23 protein-coding genes are annotated in these 21,517 nt (G+C 59.4%); 13 read left to right on the top strand and 10 right to left on the bottom strand.

Going from position 1 to position 21,517, the window contains the following annotated elements:
- The first annotated feature begins 393 nt into the window (after positions 1-393).
- Together Thiosp_RS00690 and Thiosp_RS00685 are read left to right on the top strand one after the other, a co-directional pair.
- Positions 394-666: a BrnT family toxin gene (locus tag Thiosp_RS00690; RefSeq protein ID WP_201068384.1), complete on the top strand. Its 273-nt coding sequence runs from the start codon at positions 394-396 to the stop codon at positions 664-666.
- The gene (locus Thiosp_RS00685; protein ID WP_201068385.1) at positions 626-892 is read left to right on the top strand and encodes a BrnA antitoxin family protein; all 267 of its coding nucleotides are present in this window, start codon (positions 626-628) and stop codon (positions 890-892) included. The genes Thiosp_RS00690 and Thiosp_RS00685 overlap by 41 nt, the downstream gene beginning before the upstream one ends.
- An 813-nt stretch (positions 893-1,705) precedes the next feature.
- Here the strand turns inward: Thiosp_RS00685 and Thiosp_RS00680 are convergent.
- Together Thiosp_RS00680 and Thiosp_RS00675 are read right to left on the bottom strand one after the other, a co-directional pair.
- Positions 1,706-1,951 carry a type II toxin-antitoxin system RelE family toxin gene (locus Thiosp_RS00680; RefSeq protein WP_201068386.1) on the bottom strand — a complete coding sequence of 82 codons (246 nt, stop codon included), beginning with the start codon at positions 1,949-1,951 and terminating at the stop codon, positions 1,706-1,708.
- Entirely contained in the window at positions 1,941-2,129 is a 189-nt protein-coding gene (locus Thiosp_RS00675; RefSeq protein ID WP_201068387.1) for a hypothetical protein, read from the bottom strand. Before Thiosp_RS00675 ends, Thiosp_RS00680 begins: the two co-directional genes overlap by 11 nt.
- Before the next feature lie 147 nt (positions 2,130-2,276).
- Between Thiosp_RS00675 and Thiosp_RS00670 the strand changes: the two genes are divergently transcribed.
- The 3 genes from Thiosp_RS00670 to mazF all read left to right on the top strand — a co-directional run bounded on the left by Thiosp_RS00670 (position 2,277) and on the right by mazF (position 3,251).
- On the top strand, positions 2,277-2,609 hold the full coding sequence (locus tag Thiosp_RS00670) for a Uma2 family endonuclease (RefSeq protein WP_242518838.1): 333 nt from the start codon (positions 2,277-2,279) through the stop codon (positions 2,607-2,609).
- A gap of 121 nt (positions 2,610-2,730) precedes the next feature.
- Positions 2,731-2,910 carry an AbrB/MazE/SpoVT family DNA-binding domain-containing protein gene (locus Thiosp_RS00665; RefSeq protein ID WP_242518839.1) on the top strand — a complete coding sequence of 60 codons (180 nt, stop codon included), beginning with the start codon at positions 2,731-2,733 and terminating at the stop codon, positions 2,908-2,910.
- Positions 2,910-3,251 carry an endoribonuclease MazF gene (gene mazF, locus Thiosp_RS00660; RefSeq protein ID WP_201068389.1) on the top strand — a complete coding sequence of 114 codons (342 nt, stop codon included), beginning with the start codon at positions 2,910-2,912 and terminating at the stop codon, positions 3,249-3,251. Before Thiosp_RS00665 ends, mazF begins: the two co-directional genes overlap by 1 nt.
- A gap of 56 nt (positions 3,252-3,307) precedes the next feature.
- Here the strand turns inward: mazF and Thiosp_RS00655 are convergent, their stop codons facing one another.
- Positions 3,308-3,448 (bottom strand): helix-turn-helix domain-containing protein, encoded by a 141-nt coding sequence (locus Thiosp_RS00655; RefSeq protein ID WP_201068390.1) that lies wholly within the window; start codon positions 3,446-3,448, stop codon positions 3,308-3,310.
- A 141-nt stretch (positions 3,449-3,589) separates the two neighbouring features.
- Positions 3,590-5,179 carry a sensor histidine kinase gene (locus Thiosp_RS00650; RefSeq protein ID WP_201068391.1) on the bottom strand — a complete coding sequence of 530 codons (1,590 nt, stop codon included), beginning with the start codon at positions 5,177-5,179 and terminating at the stop codon, positions 3,590-3,592.
- A 108-nt stretch (positions 5,180-5,287) separates the two neighbouring features.
- Between Thiosp_RS00650 and sucC the strand changes: the two genes are divergently transcribed.
- The 3 genes from sucC to Thiosp_RS00635 all read left to right on the top strand — a co-directional run bounded on the left by sucC (position 5,288) and on the right by Thiosp_RS00635 (position 7,958).
- A complete protein-coding gene (gene sucC / locus Thiosp_RS00645) occupies positions 5,288-6,511 on the top strand; it encodes an ADP-forming succinate--CoA ligase subunit beta (protein WP_201068392.1) in 1,224 nt (407 codons plus the stop codon).
- 22 nt (positions 6,512-6,533) lie between these two features.
- Entirely contained in the window at positions 6,534-7,427 is an 894-nt protein-coding gene (gene sucD / locus Thiosp_RS00640; RefSeq protein WP_201068393.1) for a succinate--CoA ligase subunit alpha, read from the top strand.
- A gap of 192 nt (positions 7,428-7,619) precedes the next feature.
- The gene (locus tag Thiosp_RS00635; RefSeq protein ID WP_201068394.1) at positions 7,620-7,958 is read left to right on the top strand and encodes a P-II family nitrogen regulator; all 339 of its coding nucleotides are present in this window, start codon (positions 7,620-7,622) and stop codon (positions 7,956-7,958) included.
- A gap of 70 nt (positions 7,959-8,028) precedes the next feature.
- Here the strand turns inward: Thiosp_RS00635 and Thiosp_RS00630 are convergent, their stop codons facing one another.
- Entirely contained in the window at positions 8,029-8,862 is an 834-nt protein-coding gene (locus tag Thiosp_RS00630) for an outer membrane protein assembly factor BamD (protein ID WP_201068395.1), read from the bottom strand.
- Between the two features lie 237 nt (positions 8,863-9,099).
- On the opposite strand from Thiosp_RS00630, the gene rluD reads away from it, so the two are divergent.
- From rluD to Thiosp_RS00610, 4 genes are all read left to right on the top strand, one after another.
- Entirely contained in the window at positions 9,100-10,059 is a 960-nt protein-coding gene (gene rluD, locus Thiosp_RS00625) for a 23S rRNA pseudouridine(1911/1915/1917) synthase RluD (RefSeq protein ID WP_201068396.1), read from the top strand.
- 88 nt (positions 10,060-10,147) lie between these two features.
- Complete coding sequence (gene pgeF / locus Thiosp_RS00620; RefSeq protein WP_201068397.1) at positions 10,148-11,035, top strand: peptidoglycan editing factor PgeF; 888 nt, start codon at positions 10,148-10,150, stop codon at positions 11,033-11,035.
- 195 nt (positions 11,036-11,230) lie between these two features.
- A complete protein-coding gene (locus Thiosp_RS00615) occupies positions 11,231-13,285 on the top strand; it encodes an ATP-binding protein (protein WP_323696773.1) in 2,055 nt (684 codons plus the stop codon).
- Complete coding sequence (locus tag Thiosp_RS00610; RefSeq protein WP_323696771.1) at positions 13,261-13,527, top strand: response regulator; 267 nt, start codon at positions 13,261-13,263, stop codon at positions 13,525-13,527. The genes Thiosp_RS00615 and Thiosp_RS00610 overlap by 25 nt, the downstream gene beginning before the upstream one ends.
- Before the next feature lie 178 nt (positions 13,528-13,705).
- Here Thiosp_RS00610 and Thiosp_RS00605 read toward each other — a convergent pair whose 3' ends face one another.
- The gene (locus Thiosp_RS00605; RefSeq protein WP_201068400.1) at positions 13,706-14,767 is read right to left on the bottom strand and encodes a 3-deoxy-7-phosphoheptulonate synthase; all 1,062 of its coding nucleotides are present in this window, start codon (positions 14,765-14,767) and stop codon (positions 13,706-13,708) included.
- A 66-nt stretch (positions 14,768-14,833) separates the two neighbouring features.
- Complete coding sequence (locus Thiosp_RS00600; RefSeq protein WP_323696770.1) at positions 14,834-16,108, bottom strand: ISAzo13 family transposase; 1,275 nt, start codon at positions 16,106-16,108, stop codon at positions 14,834-14,836.
- Between the two features lie 233 nt (positions 16,109-16,341).
- On the opposite strand from Thiosp_RS00600, the gene Thiosp_RS00595 reads away from it, so the two are divergent.
- Positions 16,342-16,689: an EAL domain-containing protein gene (locus Thiosp_RS00595; protein WP_323696769.1), complete on the top strand. Its 348-nt coding sequence runs from the start codon at positions 16,342-16,344 to the stop codon at positions 16,687-16,689.
- Positions 16,690-16,939: 250 nt separating this feature from the next.
- Here Thiosp_RS00595 and Thiosp_RS00590 read toward each other — a convergent pair whose 3' ends face one another.
- From Thiosp_RS00590 to Thiosp_RS00580, 3 genes are all read right to left on the bottom strand, one after another.
- A complete protein-coding gene (locus tag Thiosp_RS00590; protein WP_201063103.1) occupies positions 16,940-18,412 on the bottom strand; it encodes a DUF1254 domain-containing protein in 1,473 nt (490 codons plus the stop codon).
- A 67-nt stretch (positions 18,413-18,479) separates the two neighbouring features.
- Positions 18,480-19,664 (bottom strand): DUF1254 domain-containing protein, encoded by a 1,185-nt coding sequence (locus Thiosp_RS00585; protein ID WP_407702811.1) that lies wholly within the window; start codon positions 19,662-19,664, stop codon positions 18,480-18,482.
- Positions 19,665-19,999: 335 nt separating this feature from the next.
- Entirely contained in the window at positions 20,000-21,511 is a 1,512-nt protein-coding gene (locus tag Thiosp_RS00580) for a DUF1254 domain-containing protein (protein ID WP_201063105.1), read from the bottom strand.
- Positions 21,512-21,517 lie beyond the last annotated feature (6 nt).

The raw sequence follows: 21,517 nt of genomic DNA, 5'->3' as shown, positions 1-21,517 counted from the left end.
GGTCGGCGTCTCCAACCTTTGTTCACGAGGCTGCATCTAGGTTCACTTGCGTTACGGCCTGCTCTCTTGCTGTGTGGAAACTTACGACCCCTTGTTACCAAGACGCCGCTTCCCCATGCTACCGAGGCGTACGGACAAACCCTCGGACGGGACTTTAACCCGCTAGACTTACTGTTGTTACTGCGAACGGTCAGGTTCGGATTAATTTCTAAGCCATCCCAGCCGGGCGCAGCCTAAGCCCAACCCGGCACGGCTGACCCCCTCGGGCACGGATGCCCACCGCCCCAGACAACCCCGCTCCCAAGTCATCGGGGCGGGGGTTTTTCGTGTTTTCTTGACGTGGCCGACGCTCACTGGCTAGATTCCCAAAACGGAGGCGGCTAATCTCACTCCATGGACATCGAATTTGATGCGGGAAAACGCGCTAAAACCCTCATGGAGCGAGGTTTGAATTTCGCTCATGCCAATGAGATCTTTGCTGGACGGCATTTCACCGCTGAAGATGCCCGCGAGAATTACGGTGAGTTGCGCTACATCACAGCCGGCAAATTGAATGACCGAATGGTTATCATAGCCTGGACACCTCGTGGAAAGACTCGGCGCATTATCAGTATGAGGAAAGCAAATGAACGCGAAAGAAAACGCTATAGCGAGCGGATGGATTGATCCAGATGACGCACCTGAGTTGACGGACGATTTTTTTACTCAAGCCGATGAGTATGTCGGTGATAAGCTGATTCATCGAGGTCGCTTCCAGACAAAAAACAAGACACAGGCATTAACGATCCGTTACGATATTGATGTGATTGAAGCATTCAAGGCGAGCGGCGAAGGCTGGCAGGTGCGGATGAATATCGCATTGCGCGATTGGCTTAATTCACATGTATTTTGACATCCTCGCCCCAACCCGGCGCGGCTGACCCCTCGGGCACGGACGCCCACCGCCCCAGACAACCCCGCTCCCGAGTCATCGGGGCGGGGTTTTTGCTCTGGCGGGGTGGCATTGTTGATGCGGACCAAAATTGATACAATACGCGCATGTCCGAACCCATACTCACCGTCCGCTTCTTCGCCACCGAAAGCAACAGCGGACCAGTGCAATTAAAGGGTCCAGGTTCGATTTAGTTTGCCTCAATCGAATTAGAATCAAATAAATGGTCTGCGCGGTCTCGGAAGAATGGAGACTTGTCCGCACCAGCGCCACGCTCCGCCCAGACCTCCAGCTTCAGCGCGGCCGCAGGACAAAGAGTACCCACTGAGCCTCTCTGCCAGGCTTGCCTCCCCGGAACTCCGAAAGTCCAGCTCGGGAACTGCCGCGCGCTTCTCCGGATGCCATCTGTCGCACTGGCCTGCTCAGCTGGAAGGTGATCCAATGGCAGGAGCTGAACGTAACGAATGCGATCCGTGAGTGGCTGGGACAGCCTACTAAAGCACATGGGTTTGACGAAATGATGAATTGACGCGCGTGCGCACGGCGCTGCAGAGGACATGGCCGGTGCGCTGGGCGTTGGGTGTGGAAAATCTCTACATTGGTTGTGGTTGCTTGCATATGCAAATGTATCTACACTATGCGATATGATCACTTGGGATGAATCTAAATGGTGCCAAGACTATGGCGTTACTTTAGTCACACCGTCAGCATAGTCCATGCAGCATGTGCCAGCGTGCGAAAGTGCGTGAGCCGAATGGATGCGTTCGTCGATGGTCATCTGTAGCTCTCTCGCCGATGCAGCACCCGGCCAATCATGATCGTATCGCCAGCAACATCAAATAAGACCCGATAATCACCAGCTTTGAGGCGATACGCTGGTTCGAAACTCGTCAGCTTTTTCAGATTTGGCACACTCGGGAAATCGGCAAGACTTCCGATTGCTACATGCAGGCGTTCTTTTTGCTGCTTGTCGATCCGTTGCAGATCCTTGATCGCACTCTTTCGCAGTTCAATCCGCATGGGCCAAGTAGTCCTCGAAAGGGATCGATGACTCATCACGTGTTGCTTGGAGTACCTTTAAGTCTTCCAGATCCTCAATGGAGACGATTTCGATATCATCGCCCTTGAAGAGTTCGAGTGCCCGCAGCACCTTCTCCGCTAGTTGATCGTTTTGAACGTTGATGGCGATATGATGCATTGGGAGTGCCTTCCTGCCCCCATGGGTCCGCCCAAGAAGGCTTTTTCTTGCCCGTTAATGTTTGTACTGTAAGTTTACGCTAAGGGAGCCACACATCCAAACCATTGGCGTCGATGGTTGAGGTGGACCCCTCTGGCTGCCCAGCCAATGGGGTCCACCTCAGTTGTCGAAGCCGAGCCCACCTTTGATGAGGCACGTCCGATCTTTCGCTTGGACGTGGATACTTACCATCAAATGATTCACGCTGGCATCTTCGATGAAGACGACCGTGTTGAACTGATCGAAGGAGAGCTTCGTGCAATGACGCCCATCAATGCCGATCATGCAGGGAAGAACAATCGTCTGAGCCGACTGCTAACCCTGCGGGTTGGGGCAGGTGCGCTGGTTTCCGTGCAGAACCCCCTCACGCTGGCACCCCGTTCGGAGCCCGAGCCGGACCTGATGCTGCTGCGCCCGCGCAAAACTGTTTGCTACCGCTAGCCGCCTGACCTACACTCTCAATGTATCAACATTTGTTTCTACCAAGAGAATGTGGCGAATGGGCGTTCAGATAGTAAAAAAATGGGGCAACAGTCCGGCTGTCCGTTTACCCGCAGCCATCATGGAAGCGGCCCATCTAGCGGTCGATCAGGCCGTCGCAATCCGCGCGGAAAATGGCCGGGTGATTATCGAGCCCGCCGCTCCAAATTATGCCCTTGATGACTTGCTGGCGGGCATCTCCCCGCAGAACCGCCACCGGGAGCAAGACTTCGGCGCCCCGAAAGGCAAGGAAGTGCTTTGATGGCAACGGCCTATGTGCCCAACGAGGGCGATATTATTTGGTTGAGCTTTACACCGCAAAGCGGGCATGAACAAGCCGGCCGCCGCCCCGCTGTCGTATTGAGCCCCAAGATGTACAACAGTCGATCTGGCCTGCTTGTCTGTGTGCCTGTCACCAATCAAATCAAGGGCTACCCGTTTGAGGTCGCGTTAAAAGGCAGCGAGGCAACAGGCGTTGCGCTCGCCGACCAGGTTAACAGTCTCGACTGGCAAAGTCGGCAGCCGGAACGCAAGGGCACAGCGAGCTCGGAGGAACTGGCTGAAATTAAAGCAAAAATCAGAGCGCTGTTAAGCCTTAGCTGAAGACACGACTGTCCTTGCTAGCACGCTGATCTTGGTTAGCCGACATCGTTCTCGTCTCACAGCACATCCGCCTTCACGCCCATTGCGTTGGAAAGGCGCAACAGTGTATCGGCGCGCAGGATGCCTTTGCCGGCCTCGAAGCGCGCAATTTGCGCCTGCGTGACCCCCGCGCGCTCGGCCAGACAGATAGCAGGCATTGATTCGCTCTTCACGCGGGTTTGGTTTGGTGGACGGAATTGGGCAACCGGACGGTCAGTGCGCTTATGACTGTAACAAAAGTAGAACTAGCGTTCCCTCGCTTGATTCCTAAAATGAAGGCGGCCGAAATCCCATTTGGTTCAGGTATATCTGTTCAAAATTACGCGGAAACGGGCGCCTGGAAGCTGATCAGCAATATACTCCAAGCGCAAGCTGTTCGCTTCGCATAACTCGCGCGCGGCGTAGAGGCCGAGACCCGTGCCGGTATTGGCGGTGGTGAAAAATGGGTCGAACAGATTTCGTACATGCTGCGACGGCACGCCGGGGCCATTGTCGGCGACCGTTAGATGAATGGTGTCACTCTCTGCGGCATGGGTCAGGCTGATATCCACCCGGGTGGGCTCGAGCTCGGAATGTCCGTGGGTATAGGCATTTTCGCACAGGTTGCGCAGCACCTGACCGAAGTGGCGTGGATCGACGCTGACCTGAATGCTGTCCTCGGGCAGCTGTAATTGCATTGCCTCCGGTCTCAGACGGTTGCCGGCGATGAATTCCTCGCGAAACTCCCGCAGCCAGGCTCCGAGGTCGATGGTCCGCGGCTGTGGCTGGTCGCGCCGGGAGAACTCCAGGATGCTGGTGACGGTTTCGTCGATGCGCAGGGCGTTGCGGCGCACGATATTGAGCAGATGCTGCTCTTCCGGGCCGAAGTATTCCACTTCCGATAGCAATTGCCCGGCGTGGCTGATGGATGACAGCGGGTTGCGAATGTTGTGCGCAATGCTGGCGGTCAGGCGCCCGAGAGAGGCGAGCTTGATCTCCTGCGCCTCGCGCACCAGTTGGCGGTTGTCGTCCAGAAAAACGAGCGCGCCGCCGGTGCGGAAACCGTCGAGCCGCTCGATTCTCGGTCGCACCTCATGCTCGCCCAGCGCGAGCACATCGTCACTCGTTTGATTCTTGGCGATGGCTTGGCCAAACCACTGATCCAGCGCGGGTGACAAACGCGCGAGGCGCTCCCCGGGATGCGGCTCGCTGACACCGAGGAGGCGCTTGGCGGCATTATTGATCGCCAGCAGGGTGCGATCCCCAGTCACCGCGAGAACACCCGTCGACATGCTCTGGATGATGAATTCGTTCAGCTTGGAAAGATCGGCAATGTCGACCTGGCGCCGCTCGGCCAGATGTTCGGTTTCGTGCAAGCGCCGCGCAAGCACATGGGCCAGAAGCGCCACGGCAAAGTAGGTCACCCCCAGGAGTCCGGCCTGGGTATAGCTGCCGCTGGGTATGTCGCCGTAGAGCTGGGTGTAGAATTGCTGGAAAATAACCGCCAAGGTGGCCAGGGCCGCGAACAGCAACGACAGGCGACCCTCAAGCGTGATGGCACCAGCGGCGACCACAATGGCCAGAATCAGCCCGAGGCCGGTGCTGGTGCCGCCGCTGGCATGCATCAGCCCGGTGTAGAAAACGATATCGAGAAAAATCGCCAGCTCGATCTGGCGTGCCGGTTTGGGCTGGCCAAGCAGCATCATCACGCCGCTTACCAGGACCGAGAGGGTTTGCAACTTTAGCAGCAGCCGTGCCATGCTCGGGTCGCCATGGGCGCTGAGCCAGGTCGGTGTCTGCGGATAGAAAAAGATCAGAATCAGCACCAGCGCGAGGCTTAGCCGATAGACCAGCAGCCAGCTCAGGGCCTGCAGCGAATGTTCGCGTTGCGGGTGTGGGACTGAATCCATCGAGAGTTACTGACTCCTGGCAACTGGCCGGTTACCATCCCTTATACCAAACCCATCGGTTCCACCAAACCCCAGCCGTCGCCGTCATCCCCCGTTAGCCAATCACCAATGAACCTGCACGAATATCAAGCCAAAGCGCTGTTTCGCGATTATGGCATCCCGGTACCGGAAAGCCGCGTGGCCGACAGCGTCGACTCCGCCGTCGCCGCTGCGGTATCCCTCAGTTCGAGCCACCCAGCGGAGCAGTATTCGCACCAGGCCGCGCATTCGGATGCGGAAAAAGGTCCGGTTCAGTGGATGATCAAGGCCCAGGTGCATGCCGGTGGGCGTGGCAAGGTGGGCGGTGTGATTGGTTGCGCCAGCCTTGATGATGTGCGCGATGCTGCCGGGCGGCTACTCGGTCAGCGCCTGGTCACGCCCCAGAGCGGCGGGCGCGCGCTGCCGGTGGAGCGGGTGATGATTGAGGTGCCCGCCAGCGCCCCCGAGGAGTTCTATCTCGCCATGCTGGTCGATCGTGCCGCCGAACGGGTCATGGTGATCGCATCCAGGGCCGGCGGCGGCGATGTCGAAGCCGCTGCCGGTGCCCAGCCGGCGGCCTTTGAGCGTGTCTGGGTTCATCCGGCGACCGGCCTGCGTGCCTGGCAGAGCCGGCATCTTGGCTATCGCCTCGGTCTGCCAGCACCGGCGCTTAAGCAACTGCATGCCATCACCCAGTCGCTCTACCGGATGTTCATTGACACGGACGCGAGCCTGGTCGAGATCAATCCCCTCGCGCTCGGGCCAGACGGCCAACTGCTGGCGCTCGACGCCAAGGTGGTGCTCGACGCCAATGCGCTCTATCGCCACCCGGATCTGCAGGCGCTGCGTGACCGCAGCCAGGAGGATGAGCGCGAGGCGCGCGCCGATCAACAAGGGTTGAGCTATGTCAGCCTCGACGGCAACATCGGCTGCATGGTCAATGGCGCCGGGCTGGCGATGGCGACCATGGATCTGGTGCAGCGCCATGGCGGTACGCCGGCGAATTTTCTCGATGTCGGTGGCAACACCACCGCCGAGCGGGTCGCCGAGGCCTTTCAGCTGATCCTGTCCGACAACAAGGTCCGTGCCATTCTGGTCAACATTTTCGGCGGTATCGTGCGCTGCGATCTAATCGCCGAGGGCATCATAAAAGCTGTGGCGCAAACTGGACTGCGGGTGCCGCTGGTCGTGCGTCTGGCCGGCACCAATGCCGAGCAGGGCCTGGCCATGCTGGCACAGAGCGGACTGGCGCTCGAGACCGCCAGCGATCTCGCCGAGGCCGCCGACTGCGTCGTTGCCGCCGCCAACCGATAACCGCTTACCTGGCATTTACACAATGAGCATTCTGGTCGACGCCGATACCCGCCTCATCTGCCAGGGTTTTACCGGCAAGCAAGGCACCTTTCACAGCCAGCAGGCGCTCGCCTACGGCACCCGCCTGGTCGGTGGTGTGACACCGGGCAAGGGCGGGCAGCGCCACCTCGATCTGCCAGTCTTCGATACTGTCGCCGACGCGGTGGCAGAGACCGGCGCCAACGCCACCATGATCTATGTGCCAGCGGCTTTCGCGGCCGATGCCATTCTCGAGGCCGCCGATGCCGGCATTCAGGTCATCGTCTGCATCACCGAGGGCATTCCGGTGCTGGACATGCTGGCGGTCAAGGCGGCGCTGGCATCAAGGGACGTAGCGCTGATTGGTCCGAACTGTCCCGGCGTGATCACGCCGGAGGCTTGCAAAATCGGCATCATGCCAGGCTCCATTCACCAGCGCGGCTGCATCGGCATCGTCTCGCGCTCAGGCACCTTGACCTATGAGGCTGTCTTCCAGACCAGCCGCGTCGGGCTGGGCCAGAGCACCTGTGTCGGCATCGGCGGGGACCCGATTCAGGGGATGGATTTCATCGACTGTCTGCGCCTGTTCGAGGCCGATCCCCAGACCGAAGCGGTGCTGATGGTTGGAGAGATTGGCGGCACCGCGGAGGAGGAAGCGGCGGAATTCATCCACTCGTCCATGTCCAAACCGGTCGGTGCCTATATCGCCGGCTTGACCGCGCCACCCGGAAAGCGCATGGGCCATGCCGGTGCCATCATCCAGGGTGGTGCTCAGGGCGGTGCCGGCACCGCGGAGGCCAAATACCGCGCGCTTGAGCAAGCGGGCGCGGCGACCTTTCGCTCGCCGGCAGAAATGGGCGCGGGCATGCTCGAGCTGCTCGAGCGCTCAGCGGGCTGATGCGCCGTCTGATGGGGGCCGTGCGCGAACCCCCGTGCGCAAACCGGCTTGCTGGGACTCAAACGCCTCAGTGGTTGCGCGGCCTGATTGCTTTGCAAACCATGAATTCTTTGAAAACATAGCCAAGCAGCCGCCTGGCTTTTATACTCCAAGCGACACTAGCCAGATAAAGACGGAATAACGGAGCTCCCGATGAAGAAGGTCGAAGCCATCATTAAACCCTTCAAGCTCGACGACGTGCGCGAGGCCCTGTCCGCCGCCGGGATTACCGGCATGACCGCGATTGAGGTCAAAGGCTTCGGCCGCCAAAAGGGCCATACTGAGCTCTACCGTGGCGCAGAGTACGTAGTGGACTTTCTACCCAAGGTGAAGATTGAGCTGGTCGTGGCGAACGATCAACTCGAGGCAAGCGTTGAGGCCATCACCAAGGCCGCCCGCACCGGCAAAATTGGCGACGGTAAAATTTTCGTCACCGATGTCACGCGCGTGGTGCGCATCCGCACCGGCGAAGAGGACGAAGCGGCGATCTGATCAGTTAGACGAAGCGGCGATCTGATTGGCCAGACGAAGCGGCGATCAAACCGCCAGCTTCTCCAGCTTCTCAGTTTTCGTCTAGCCCTATATAGTCCCAGACCTTGCGCCCGAGACTGACCTCTCCGGGCGCAGGCTCGTCGCTGATGAAGCGACCGGCCTCTTGGTTCATTGTCAGCACCCGCTGGGCATCGGCAGCAAGTTGTTTTTCGCCAAGTTTCTGGTAGGCGGCGACCAAGAGCTCAAGCGCAGCCTCCACCGCCGTGGTGCGCTGATAGCGCTCGACCACATACTGGGCGCGATTGGCTGCCGCGACATAGGCGCCGCGCTTCATGTAGTAGCGCGCCACATTGACCTCGTTCTCGGCCAGATTGTTGCGCAGGTAGAGCATGCGCTGGCGCGCGTCGGCGGCGTACTTGCTGTCCGGATAGAGCCGCGCTAGCTCGGAGAAGTCCTGAAAGGCGTCGAGCGCGGAGCCAGGATCGCGCTGGGAGGCGTCGGTCGGGATGAAGCGGTCGATAAAGCTGACGCTGCGGTTGTAGTTGACGATGCCCTTCAGATAATAGGCATAGTCAACGAAAGGATTTTGCGGATAGAGCTTGATGAACCGATCCGCCGCCGCGATCGCCGCCTCGGGCTGATCGTCCCTGTAGTAGGCGTAGGCGAGATCAAGCTGCCCCTGCATCGCATACCGGCCGAAGGGGAAACGCGCATCGAGTTTTTCATAGTACTCAATGGCGCGCCCATAGTTCGCCGCGTCCAGCTGCTGAGCCGCCTCGTTGTAGAGCTTGGAGGCGCTCCAGTCGCGGGTTTGATCGAACTCCTTGTTAAAGATGCCGCAGCCGGCCACCAGCAACGGCAGCAGGCCAGTCAGTAAGATAAGTGCGAAGAGCTTTGCCCGCATGGCGTGTCGAATCCAGGATTTAACCTAATTGCAGATGAATCTTCCGCTGTGGTCGAGGCAATAATGCGCAGCCTCGAACCTGTGGGCGCAGTATAACGGAACTGAGTTATTACCACAGAACTCTGCTTTGCAACTCGCGCACCTGCGCCTTGCCAGACCAGAGCAAGCTCTCGAGCAAGTACCCGGCCAAGAACCCAGGCAAGTTCGCAAGCAAGCCAGCTTTATCATGTCAGCCCCATGAACGCCCTGCCCGAACTGATGCTGCCTTCCAGCGCCGCTGGCCGCCGGCTCGACCAGGTGTTAGCCGAGCTGATGCCGGAGGTCTCGCGCGGGCGCATTCAGCACTGGCTCGATACCGGGCAGTTGCAGGTCGATGGCGAGCCTCGCCGCCGACGCGACAAGGTGCGCGGTGGCGAGCGGGTGTGCCTGCAGGGCGATCCAAGCCTGGAAGTTCACACCCAGGCCCGAGCGCAGGAGATCGCTTTTCCGGTTGTTTTCGAAGACGAGCATCTGCTAATCATCGACAAGCCAGCGGGTCTGGTGGTGCATCCAGGCGCCGGCCAGCCCGACGGAACCTTGTTGAACGCCCTACTGCATCGGCATCCGGATCTAGCGGCCCTGCCGCGTGGAGGCATCGTGCATCGGCTGGACAAGGACACCAGCGGTCTCATGGTGGTTGCCAAGACCTTGCTCGCGCACCAATCCCTGGTCTCCCAGCTGCAAGCACGCTGCGTACATAGAGATTATCGCGCGCTGGTGCGCGGGGACCTGATCGGCGGCGGCACTGTAGACCAGCCCATCGGCCGACACCCGCAGGCGCGCACCAAAATGGCCGTGGTCGCCTCAGGTCGCGTGGCGGTCAGTCATTATCGGGTGCTGCGGCGTTTCGGTCATTGCACCCTGCTGGGCGTGCGCCTTGAGACCGGGCGAACCCATCAGATTCGCGTGCATATGGCCCACTTAAAACATCCGCTCGTCGGTGATCCGGTTTACGCCCGCGCGCGCGCACCCTTCCCCGCCAAGGCACCAGCGGCTGACGCGCTGCGCGCTTTTCCGCGCCAGGCGCTGCACGCCATCGGTCTGGCGCTGGAGCATCCAGCAAGCGGCGAAACTCTGAGCTGGGAGATTGCCATGGCGGCCGATCTCGCCGCCTTGCTGGGGGAGCTTGAGCAAGCACCACAGCCAGGTTCTGAATGATCACCCCTCAATGATCACCCAATTAGCGGTTGTCGGGCCGGCGTTGTCGGTCACACCACCAATTGCTTTTGGAGGGCGGTAAAGCATCATGAACGGAGTCAATGGAACGCATGAGCCTGAAAGAATCGAATTCATCTATCCGCAATGGTCGGTCTCGCCCCGCGTACATGCCTGCACCACCACCCGTGCTGTCGGCAACAGCACCGGCCCCTATGCCGGCCTGAACCTGGCCACCCATGTTGGCGATGATCCGGCCAGGGTCGCGGCCAACCGCCGACAGCTGGTCGCGGCCTTGAAGCTGTCCGCCGAGCCCGTCTGGCTCGAGCAGGTGCATGGCACCGATGTGTTTGAAATCGACGGTCAGACCATGGCCAGAACACAGATGTCTTCATCCTGCCCGTCTTCATCCTCCGAGTCGATCAGACATCAGCGCGATGGTCGCGTCATGGCAATTACTGCTGATCAACCGGACCCGGCTGGCGTGGTTGGAGCGCCCTGCGCCGACGCCAGCCTGACGCACGAGCCCGGCAGGGTCTGCGCGGTTCTGACCGCCGACTGCCTGGCGGTGCTGCTGTGCGAGCGCCACGGTGGCGCGGTGGCGGCGGTGCATGCCGGCTGGCGTGGGCTCTTGGCTGGTGTCATCGAGCGCACGGTCGGTCGACTGGGACAGGCACCGGAGCGCATCGCCGCCTGGCTTGGACCCGCCATCGGCCCGCGCGCCTTCGAGGTCGGCCCGGAAGTGCGCGAGGCTTTCGTGACCACTGATCCGGCCGCCGCCAGCGCCTTCGAACCTTCGCTCGGCGGTCGCTGGCTCGCCGATCTGTATCGTCTTGCGCGCCAGCGGCTTGAACAAGTTGGCGTCAGCGCCATCAGCGGGGGTGAATTCTGTACCTTCAGCGACCAGGCGCGGTTCTATTCATACCGCCGGGAAGGACGCACCGGGCGCATGGCGAGCCTGATTTGGCTCGATTCTTGAGGGATGGCGGTCACGAGCCACACTCCAACGTGCGTTGGCTATAGACTCATGCCAATCGCTCAGTCGGCGCTCCAGATTCAGTTAACCTCGCAGCCGCTTTATGGGACTTGGCAACGCTGTCGGCTCGACACTTCGCATGCAACCATGGACGACGTTTACGAGGCGCCAGTCAAAGGAAAACATTAGGGGAGATGCATGACAAGCACAGATGACCGACCCTCACCAAGAGTCCCGCCGACAGACCGGCGAGGGGGCTCAGAACCGGGTCCGGACCAAACCCTGCGGCAGCGGGCCGAGCAGGTCGCACGCGACACGGCGGCCCAATCACCGGCAGCCATCGCCGCGCTGTCCCCAGAAGACCTCCAGCGAACCGTCCATGAACTGCACGTGCATCAGATTGAGCTGGAGATGCAAAACGATGAACTGCGCCGCGCGCAGGCCGAGATCGAGGCCGCGCACGCCCGTTATTTCGACCTCTACGAACTGGCGCCGGTCGGCTATTGCACTCTCTCGGAACCGGGACTGATCCTGGAGGCGAATCTTACCGCCGCTACCCTGCTAGGTCAGGTCCGCAGCGCACTGACCAGGCAGCCACTCTCCCAGTTCATTGTCAGAGAGGACCAGGATGTCTTCTACCTGTTTCGAAAATCATTGTTTAAGGCGCCTTCGGCGGCTCGACAAGGCCTAGAACAGGATCACGCAGAGCCTGTCGGCAAGCCACGGATGTGCAAGCTGCGCATGGCGAAACCGGACGGAGCGATCCTCTGGGTGCAGCTCGACGCCGCCACCGCCACCAATGCCGATGGATCGCCCGTCTGTCGCCTCGCGATCAGCGACATTTCGACCAGCAAACAAGCCGAGCTGGATGCGCTGAACGCGCTCATGATGATGATCCCAGGGGTGGTGTATCAATTCCAGGTCCATCGCGATGGTACCCGGCGATTTCTCTATCTCAGTCCAGGGATCGAAACCCTGTATGGCATCCCGGCGGAAGCCGCCTATGCCAATCCGGATGCGCTTGTCCGTTGCATCCTTCCCGAGGATCAGCCCGCGTATCAGGCTGCGGGGGAACAGGCGCTCAAGACCCTCGCACCCTGGTTCCATGAACCTCGCATCCGCCCCAGCGGTCAATCGGACAACATCAAATGGTTGCGCGACCGGGCCACGCCATTTCCGCAATCGGACGGAAGCGTCCTGTGGAACGGCATCCTAACGGACATCACCGCAGAAAAGCGAACCGAAGCGGCGCTGAAGCAAGCGAATAGCGAACTCGAAAGCGCCAAGATCGCGGCGGACCGGGCAAATGGCGCCAAGAGCCGCTTTCTGGCCACCATGAGCCACGAGATCCGCACACCGATGAATGGCATCCTCGGCATGGCGCAACTTCTGTTGATGCCTGAACTCGCCGAGACCGAGCGGCGCGACTACGCCAGGACCATCCTCAACTCAGGGAAAACCATGCTGACCCTGCTCAACGACATCCTCGATTTCTCGAAAATCGAGGCGGGCAAGATGCAGCTCGAGGCAACTCTGTTCGAACCCGCTCAGATCATTCGCGAAACCCAGGCACTGTTCGCCGAGTTGTCCAAAAACGACCAGTTGCGGCTTGAATCGCACTGGAGCGGCGCGGATGGGCAAGTCTATCGGGGCGACGCCCAGCGTCTGCGACAACTGCTCTCCAACCTCGTGAACAACGCCGTCAAATTCACGGAGCGGGGTGGTATCGACATCGAGGCGCGGGAAGTGGAGCGCGAGGATTCCATGTCTGTGCTCGAATTTGCCGTCTCCGATACTGGGATCGGTATCCCGGACGATCAGCAGGCGCACTTGTTTCAGCCGTTCTCGCAGACTAGCAGTTCGACAACCCGGCTGTATGGCGGCACCGGCCTCGGTCTTTCGATTGTTCGCGAGCTGGCCCGTTTGATGGGTGGAGATGCCGGCGTGGACAGTCAGGTTGGGCGTGGGTCGCGTTTTTGGTTCCGTATCCGCGTTGAGCGCGTGGCCGAGGGTATGGAACGCCGCCATGGGGCGCGACTCCCCCAAGACCCGTCAAGTCCGGCTCCGCTCGCTGGTCGGGTGCTTGCGGTCGACGACGAACCGACCAACCGCATCGTCATCAAGGGCCTGCTGACCAAGCTTGGCGCGGCCGTTCTGCTCGCAGAGGATGGCCAACAAGCCATTGAGGCGATCATGCGGGGGGGGGGGGTGCGCCGGATCTCGTGCTCATGGATTGTCAGATGCCGGTGGTGAACGGCTATGCCGCCACGGAGCGGATTCGAAATTGGGAGCGTGAGACGGCCCGACCGCGCCTGCCGATCATCGCCTTGACTGCGGCCGCCTACAAGGAAGATCGCCAGCGCTGTCTCAACGTCGGCATGGACGATGTTCTCACCAAGCCGGTCATGGTCGACGCATTGAAGGCAATGCTAGACCGGTGGCTGCCCAAGGCGTCTGAGCCATCGCCCGAGGCGGGGGATGGGCAACCATCGTGAACAACCGCTGGATTAAGCGCGCGTGGTGACGCTCGTGGATGAGAGCGTTGCGTCGCGAGGGCTCAGCCAGGGGGCGTGTCTCATTAAGGTCTTCTGCCCGCAGCGGGACGGGTCTCCGCATCGCAGGTCTGTCTCATCCTGCTGTAGGGAAACAATCCAGAAGTCATACGACTACCTGTCAAGGAAGCCGCGACGAAAGAAGGCCGTGTATTTCGCGTATGAGGGATTCGGTTGTAGCCCAGTTAATACAGGCATCTGTAATTGATTGGCCATATTTTAGATTCTCTTTCGGCTGCGGAAAACATTGGCTGCCTTCTTCGAGATTACTTTCCAACATTGCTCCGATAATCGAATCGTTTCCAGAAATAAGTTCCGTAACCACGGATCTTAATACATCCGGCTGTCTCCTATGATCCTTTGCGCTGTTTCCGTGACTGCAGTCGATCATCACGGACGGGAGCAAATCCGCTTGTTTTAACAAATCCCGGGCATTCGAAATGGACTCAGCCGAAAAGTTTGGACCATGGTCTCCACCTCGGAGGATGACGTGGCAATTCGGGTTTCCTCGCGTTGTTACGGCAGAAGCCAGGCCTTGATGGCTGATCCCGAGAAAGGTCTGGGGCTGCCTCGCCGCCTTTATTGCGTTGATGGCTGGCTGCACATCGCCGCTGGTCAAATTCTTGAAACCAAGCGGCATAGACAAGCCGGATGCCATTTGTCTGTGAGTCTGAGACTCGGTTGTTCGCGCGCCTATTGCCGACCAGGAGATAAGATCGGCAACATACTGGGGAGTTATTGGATCAAGCAATTCGGTGGCAGTCGGCAATTTCAGATCGACGATACTTCGAAGTACTTGACGAGCGAGTTTGAGTCCAAGAAAGAGGTCCCCCGATCCGTCCAATTGCGGATCCATGATCAGCCCCTTCCATCCGGTCCTCGTTCGCGGTTTTTCAAAATAAACTCGCATGACGATCAATATCCGATCATCGACCTCTCTTGATAAAGCGACCAACCTTTTCGCATATTCAATTCCAGCATCTTTATCGTGGATTGAACACGGGCCTACGATAAGTAGAAGCCGTTTGTCGCCTCCAAAAACAATGTTATTAATTTCGCTTCTCGATTGGACGACGAAATCCGCTTGACTTTCAGTCCGCTTGATCTCCCGGCAGAGGTACTCAGGCGCGGGAAGAACGGCTGTTTCGATAACATTAATGTCGCTGACTTGAATTTCTTGCATGGCATTAGAGAAGGCTGGTGAGTTAGCAATGAAAATCTGCTGCTGAAAAATGCATTTAGTAACGAGTCAATAATTAGCTAAACAACTGTATGCATCGAAACCATTCGCATCAACAACGTAATTCCATCCGCCAAGAACCGTATCATGGCGAATAAAATTGTCTTTAATGCTGCGGAAAGTCTCAGAACAAGTGCGGCCGATCTCATAGCATTGATCAAGGATCTGGCCGACCACGTGCAGACCGGTTTTCGTTCGGGTCTGCTCCAGGGTCGAGAGCGCCTTCTGCGGGGTGTCGAGGATGACGCCGCGCCAGCGTCGTTCGATCTGGCTGAACAGACGATGCTCGATGGGGTTCCATTTGGAGGTGTAGGGCGGATAGTGGGCAATGCGCAAGCGCAGGCCGAGCCGCGCGGACAGGTCGATCAGATCTTCTTTGAAGCGCAAGGAGCGAGCGGCATTGGCGCCGCCGCAATCGAACAACAGCAGCGCTTCGCGCGCGCTGGGGTAGAGGGTTTGGAAGCACGTGAGCCAAGCCAGCGCGATGGCGTCACAGACGAAGGCGCTGGTCTCGCGCGAGGTACCCAGCGTCATGAAGGCGAGGTTGCGCGCGCAGTCGTAGACCCCGTGCGGCACTAACACCCCATCGGCCAAATGGCGAAAATCATGGTCATAGACATATTGCTCCTCGCTGCTGTAGCAGGTCCCACGGCGATGCAGCGCGCTGAGCAGTTCTTTCTTTTTGGTATCGACACTGAACACCGGGATGTCTTGTTGGTATGCCTGGCGGCGCAACTCGGCAATGTAACGAAACTGTGTGTCGCGCTCTTGGGGGTCAACCACGCCGGTGACCAACTCCTTGCGCAATGCGCGCGGGCGAAAGCCCGCTTGCTCCAGCCAGGCCGCGGCGGTGTTGCGGCTGATGGCGATGCCGCGCTCAAGCAGTTCCTGCGCCAGGCGCCCGGGATTGAGATCGCTCCAACGCACCCGCTCATCGGTGGGGCTGCCGGCACTGTGGGCCTCCATAACCTCTTTGAAGGTCTCTTCAGCCCCCGGGTCGGTTTCCAGCCGCGGCGGGCGCCCCGCTCCCGGGCGACGCACGCGCTGCGGGTCACCACTCGGGCGTTGCGGGTGGTCGCTATCAAACTCCTCAAGCTCGCGCAAACCGCTATGAACGGTGGCGCGACTCATCCCCAGCACCCGGGCGACATAAGCGACGCCGCCATAGCCGATCTTTTCCGCTTCAACTGCCGCGTACCGGCGTCGATGATCTTCCGGTAGCGAGCGACTGTAGCGACGCATCAGCTGTTCATGTGCTGGACCGTAACCGGGAAATTCGTTCATGATAGCCGCTCCTGAAAAGATTCCACCAACGAAACGAATGCTCGCATCGGACGGCCATTTTTTCAAGAGGATACAGCTCTTGTAAGAAATCTTTCTGAGGAAAGATGTTTAAGTCTTTAATGAAACTTTCCTTACGCGATTATTAAGGGTTCGGAAACCTATAAGGAGAGGTGATTTTGTAGTGGAACTGGCGGGGCCAGTCAACGCGATTCTACTCCAACTTGAGCGATGAGGTGTCCACTGAAGAAGCCGTTTCAGAGGGTTACCGCTGCCTGCCCGTCGACCTGCTCAAGATCGACCAGTGCTTCGTGCGCGACATGTTGGAGGATCACGGCGATATGGCGATCGTCGAAAGCGTGGTGCGACTCTCGCAAGCCTTCAATCGCACGGTGATTGCCGAAGGAATCGAGACCCTGGAGCACACCGCAGTGCTGACTTGGCTTGGCTGCCGGCGCGGTCAGGGCTTAGGCATCGCGCGTCCGATGCCAGCCGACGAGTTGCACGCGGCGGGCGAGTTGTTGCTCGCGAAAATGGCAGAACTATTTCGCAGACTCCGCCCTGAGATTGGCAGTGACTACTAGTTGCCGACTCCGGGGTCTCAGCCCAGACGCGGCCGCTTAACGCCGCTGAAAACCTGGGCCCGAGCCGGACTTCGAGTTCTTCCAGCGCGTTGCCTGGCAATCGCCCGTGGACGGGGCGGCAGCTGCCCGTGTGCGGCAGCCGTTCCCTGCGACACAGGGTCGCGTTCGAGCCCACGGCAGAACCAGATTTCCATTTAGAGCGCTGGCAGTTCTCCAACCCATCGCCCCATTCGCATGCACCGATAATGGCTTATTGCGCCTTAATCACTTTGGGCATGTCGTAGGTTCCGTTCACGAGCGGAGCGTAGGGGCCGTAAAAGCGTGCGGTGAAGCGAAACCCTTTGGCCGGCGCCGGAAGCCAGTTCTTGGCCCGATCCGGGTCAGAAGGCTTTTCGTGCTGGATATAGATCACCAGCTTGCCGTCCTTGGCCACCAACTCACCGGCCGCCAGCATGAAGCTGTTGACGGTATAGCGGTTGATCTCATTGGCCACAAAATAGCCTTCCGCGCTGTAGATCGGGATGGACCAGAATTGGGTGACCGGCGGCAGATCGTTCATGTCGAAGGTCAGGGTGTAGCTATTCTTGCCATCGAAGGGCTTGCCTTCGGAATCTGTGAACAGGAAGGCGCCACCATGCGAGATGTTCTTGTCCGGTGCTGCCCAGGCTGCGTCGGCTATGATTGCACGATCCATCCAGCGGGTTTCGAATCCGCCGTCATTTCGCACGACGCCCCAGCCATTCATGTTTATCATGTTGGTCTTCAGCGTCTTGCGCACGTTGTCGAACCCGGCCTTGAACCCGGTCTCGAGTGCCGTTTGCTGCTCGTCTGTCAGTTTGGCCCAGTCAAAGGCCAGGCCCTTGCCGATGTTGAACATCTCAAGTTGCTTGAGCATGTCGGCTTCCATGATGGAATCCTTCATGGTTGGCATGGTCGGATCGTTCAGGATCACGCTGAGCAGGGTGAAGTACTGCTCGGCAGTCTGTTTGTCGACCTGACCGAACTGATATTCGGGCAGACCATCTGGGATGAGGAAATCGCCTTTCACGATTTTTCTGTCGGCTTGGGGGATGCCCTTGTGGCCATTGGCCAGCCAGTCGGCCAGGGGCGTAATGGTGGTTTCATCTTGATAGCCGTTGATCTCCTTGATCTCGGCCTCGGATCCGGTTTCGACGGCCATTCGCACGACGCCGTAAGCGGTCAGGGCCGGCCATTGCACGATTTCGGTGGTCGGAAAATCCGCCGGAACATCGCCGGTGAACCCCGGCGGCACCAGGATATATTTTCGCGCCCTTGTGCCATTGAACGGCGACCCGACGATCATGCGGAAAATGCCGTACTGATCCATAACCTGCACACTGAAATAGCGGTCCGTGATCTCTGGCACTTCGATGACAACCGGCCCTGCGCGCAGGTCAAGAAAGCCGGCACCATAGAGCGTCGTCGCATTTGGCGTCACCACCGGATAATCGGGGGTAATCTGCTTGCGCACCCAGGAAAACTGGTTCAGGCCCGCGTATACGATGTTGTCCTTGGCGTCATTCTGGGTGTAAGTCCAGCGCTGGCCGTAGTAAATCGCCTGTTGCAGCCCGTAAAGATAGGCCCGCGCGGCAATCTCCTCGAGTTTTGGCGCCTCGGCGCTCTGCTCCGCCTGCGCGGGTAGGGCAAGGCAGAGAGCGGCAGCAGCCACCATCAGCTTTGAGGCCAGATGTTTCAGGATCATAGAAAAACTCCAGTTGTACCAGTTGTGCTTATCTAACCAGGTTGGAAACGTGCGGGAAATGACCGCGCTACTTCACAATCTCAATCTCGCCCGGCCGCCAGGTCTTGTTGATCCAGGGCTCCAGCGGACCGTACATGCGCAGGATGGTGAACCAACTCTTACCGGGCAGGGTCTGGACCCAGTTGCCTTCCTTGCCGTCGGGGGCTTCCGGGGCAAAATACACGTCATATGAGCCATCGGCATTCTTCGACATGCCGTCGCTCTGGCTGCCCACGGTCGGGAATTTCTGTCCGGTCTGCAGCAGCGAACGTGTCTGGGTGTTATAGAGTGTCACGGCCCAGAAGTTGTTGACTGGCACATCTTTGGGAAGGGTCAGCTTGTAGGTTTTTGATCCGTCAAAAGCCTTCTTTTCGGCATCCAGATAGGCCATAGCGTAGTCAGACCCTTCTCCGGCCCGAGTGGTTGCCATCGCCGGGGTCACGCCGGTGTAGTTGAAATAGAACAGAACGCGCGCGTCCAGGTTCATCGTGCCATCCGACTCGAAGGAGGTGTTCTTGTTGGCGTAGGCAGTTATCCAGGCGCTGTTCGTGTCGGGGTAGATGTAGACGCCGCCAATGCGGGGCTGATAGGTGATTGCCCGGGCCGTCGCGTTGCCGATGGTTGCGGCCTGATTCAGGAGCTTCTTCATTCGGGCATCGGGATTGAAGGGTTCACCCTTGACGATGCCGATGGACGCCAGAAGCCCCCTCGCTTCCGGACCGATGGCATCGATGGGTTCTTCCTGAACCACCTCGTTGAGACCCTCGAAGAAGCTGAAGTCATTCGCCGAAATGGTGTTGTAACTCACGCCCGAGAGGTCGACGAACTCCGTTTCGGGCGGATTTGCCGCCTGCCCCAGAGGGTAGACCTTCAGGTGCGTCTTGATGTTCTCGACTGCGGGCGCGAGGCCTTTCGCGATGGAGGCGCGCAGAAACACCAGGTTGCTGTAGGTATCTGGCTTTATCACGAAGTACCCGTCCGGGACGTCGCCCTCATGATCCGGTGGCAGGAGCAGATATTTCCCGCCCTTGCCCTTGTCCGGCCCGATCAGGCCAAGGTTTTCGACGAACCTGAACCAGGCGTCATCGACAAACCCCAACATGCCGGGGGGAAGTTCGAGGACCAGCGGGCCTTCCTTCTTCAGGTCGATATAGCCCAGCGAATAGAGCGTCGATGTATTGCCGGTCAGGTACAGGGATTCCGGCTGCAGCATCTGCGCGGTGATGGTGAACTTGTTCGAGGCGTCCGCGCCGATGCTCGCATTGCCGGTTCGCATGGCGTAAATCGACGCAGCACCCTGATTGTCGAGAAACACCTGGACGCCGCGCATGCGGTCGAGGTTGTCGTAGACCGTGGCGACCGTGGCGTCGGTCGGCACGCCGTCGAAGAATTCCAGAGTGCCGATGGGCGTCTCGACCTTGTCAGGGATCGAAATGGCTTTCAGGGTATCCGCCGAGACCTCCGCCCGCGCTACCGGTGACAGCGCGAGCGTGATGGCAACTGTTGTCGTGATGGCAACTGTTGTAATGAGAAATCTGTATGTCATTGTCACGTGCTCCTTCGAAGCCCTTTATTCAACCAATTCGATTTCGCCTGGCCGCCAGGTCTTGTTGATCCAGGGCTCCAGCGGACCGTAGAGGCGCAGGATGGTGAACCAGCTCTTGCCGGGGACGGTCTGCAGCCAGTTGCCTTCTTTGCCCGCAGCCGCTTCGGGCGCGAAGTAGAGGTCCCAGGAACCGTCCGAATCTGGGTCATGCCCTTCGACTGGCTGCCGACGGTCGGGAAGTTCTGGCTGGTCTGGAGCTGCGACCGGGTCTGGGTGTCGTAGACGGTCACCGCCCAGAAGTCGTTGACCGGCACATCCTTGGGCAGATGCAGCCTGTAGGTCTTGGAGCCGTCGAATGCCTGCTTGTCAGCGTCGAGCAGCGCGAGCGCGTAGTCCGACCCTTGCCCCGCATGGCTGGTGGCCATGGCCGGGGTCACGCCGCCGGCGTTGAAGTAGTAGAGCACCCGCGCGCCGAGGTCCATGGTTCCGTCGGCCTCGAAACTGGTGTTGCGGTTGGCGAATGCCGTGGACCAGACGCTGTTGGGGTCATCCGGATAGATCCGCACACCGTCAAAGCGCGGGTGGTAGGTGATGGCGCGGGCGGTCGCGTCGGCGAGCGTGGCGGCTTCGGTCAGCAGCTTTTTCATCCGCTCATCGGGCACGAAGGGCTGGCCCTTGACAATGCCGATGGCGGCGATGGTGCCGCGCACCTCGGGACTGATGGCATCGATGGGCTCATCCTGGATGACCTGATTCAGCGCCTCGAAGTAGCTGACATCGCTTCGGAATACCGTGTTGAAAGCCTTGTTCGACAGGTTGACGAATTCGGTCGCCACCGGGTTTGCGGCCTCTTTCAGCGGATAGACCTTCAGATTGGAGGTAATATTCTCAACTGCGGGCTTCAGCCCGTCCTTGATCGAGCCGCGCAGGAACAGAAAATTCCGATTTGTCGGCGGCTTGAGCAGAAAGTAGCCATCGGGGATTTCGCCGGTATAGCCAGGAGGAATCACCAGGTAGTTGCCGCCCTTGCCCTTGTCCGGGCCGGTGACGCCCATGTTGCCGACAAAGCGCTGCCAGGCGTCGTCAAGAAATCCCAGCATGCCGGGCGGCACCTCGATCACGGTCGGGCCGTCCTGGGCGAGATCGGTGTAGGTGTAGGCGTAAAGGGTCGAGGTGTTCGCGGTGACGACAAGGGTTTGGGAATCCAACAACTCTTCGAACAGGGCGATCTTGTGCGCGCCCTTTGCCCCGGCATCGGCAAGACCGGTGCGAACCGCGTACATCGAAACGGCGCCGATGTTGTCGAGGAATACGGTCGTTCCTCGCATCCGGTCGAGGTTGTCGTAGACGACGGCAACGGTTGCGTCTTTCGGTACGCCGTCGAAGAACTCCAAGGTGCCGATCGAGGTTTCGGCCTTGTCGGGGATTGAGATGGAGTCCAGGGTTTCGGGAGAGACCTGAGCGAAAGCCGGTCCAAGCGCTAGGACGAGCGCGCAAGCACTGGCGGAGGTCATTATTTG

Origin of the sequence: Thiorhodovibrio litoralis (genome assembly GCF_033954455.1) — a bacterium.
GTDB classification, from domain to species: Bacteria; Pseudomonadota; Gammaproteobacteria; order Chromatiales; family Chromatiaceae; genus Thiorhodovibrio; species Thiorhodovibrio litoralis.
This window is presented reverse-complemented; position numbering and strand designations above follow the sequence as displayed.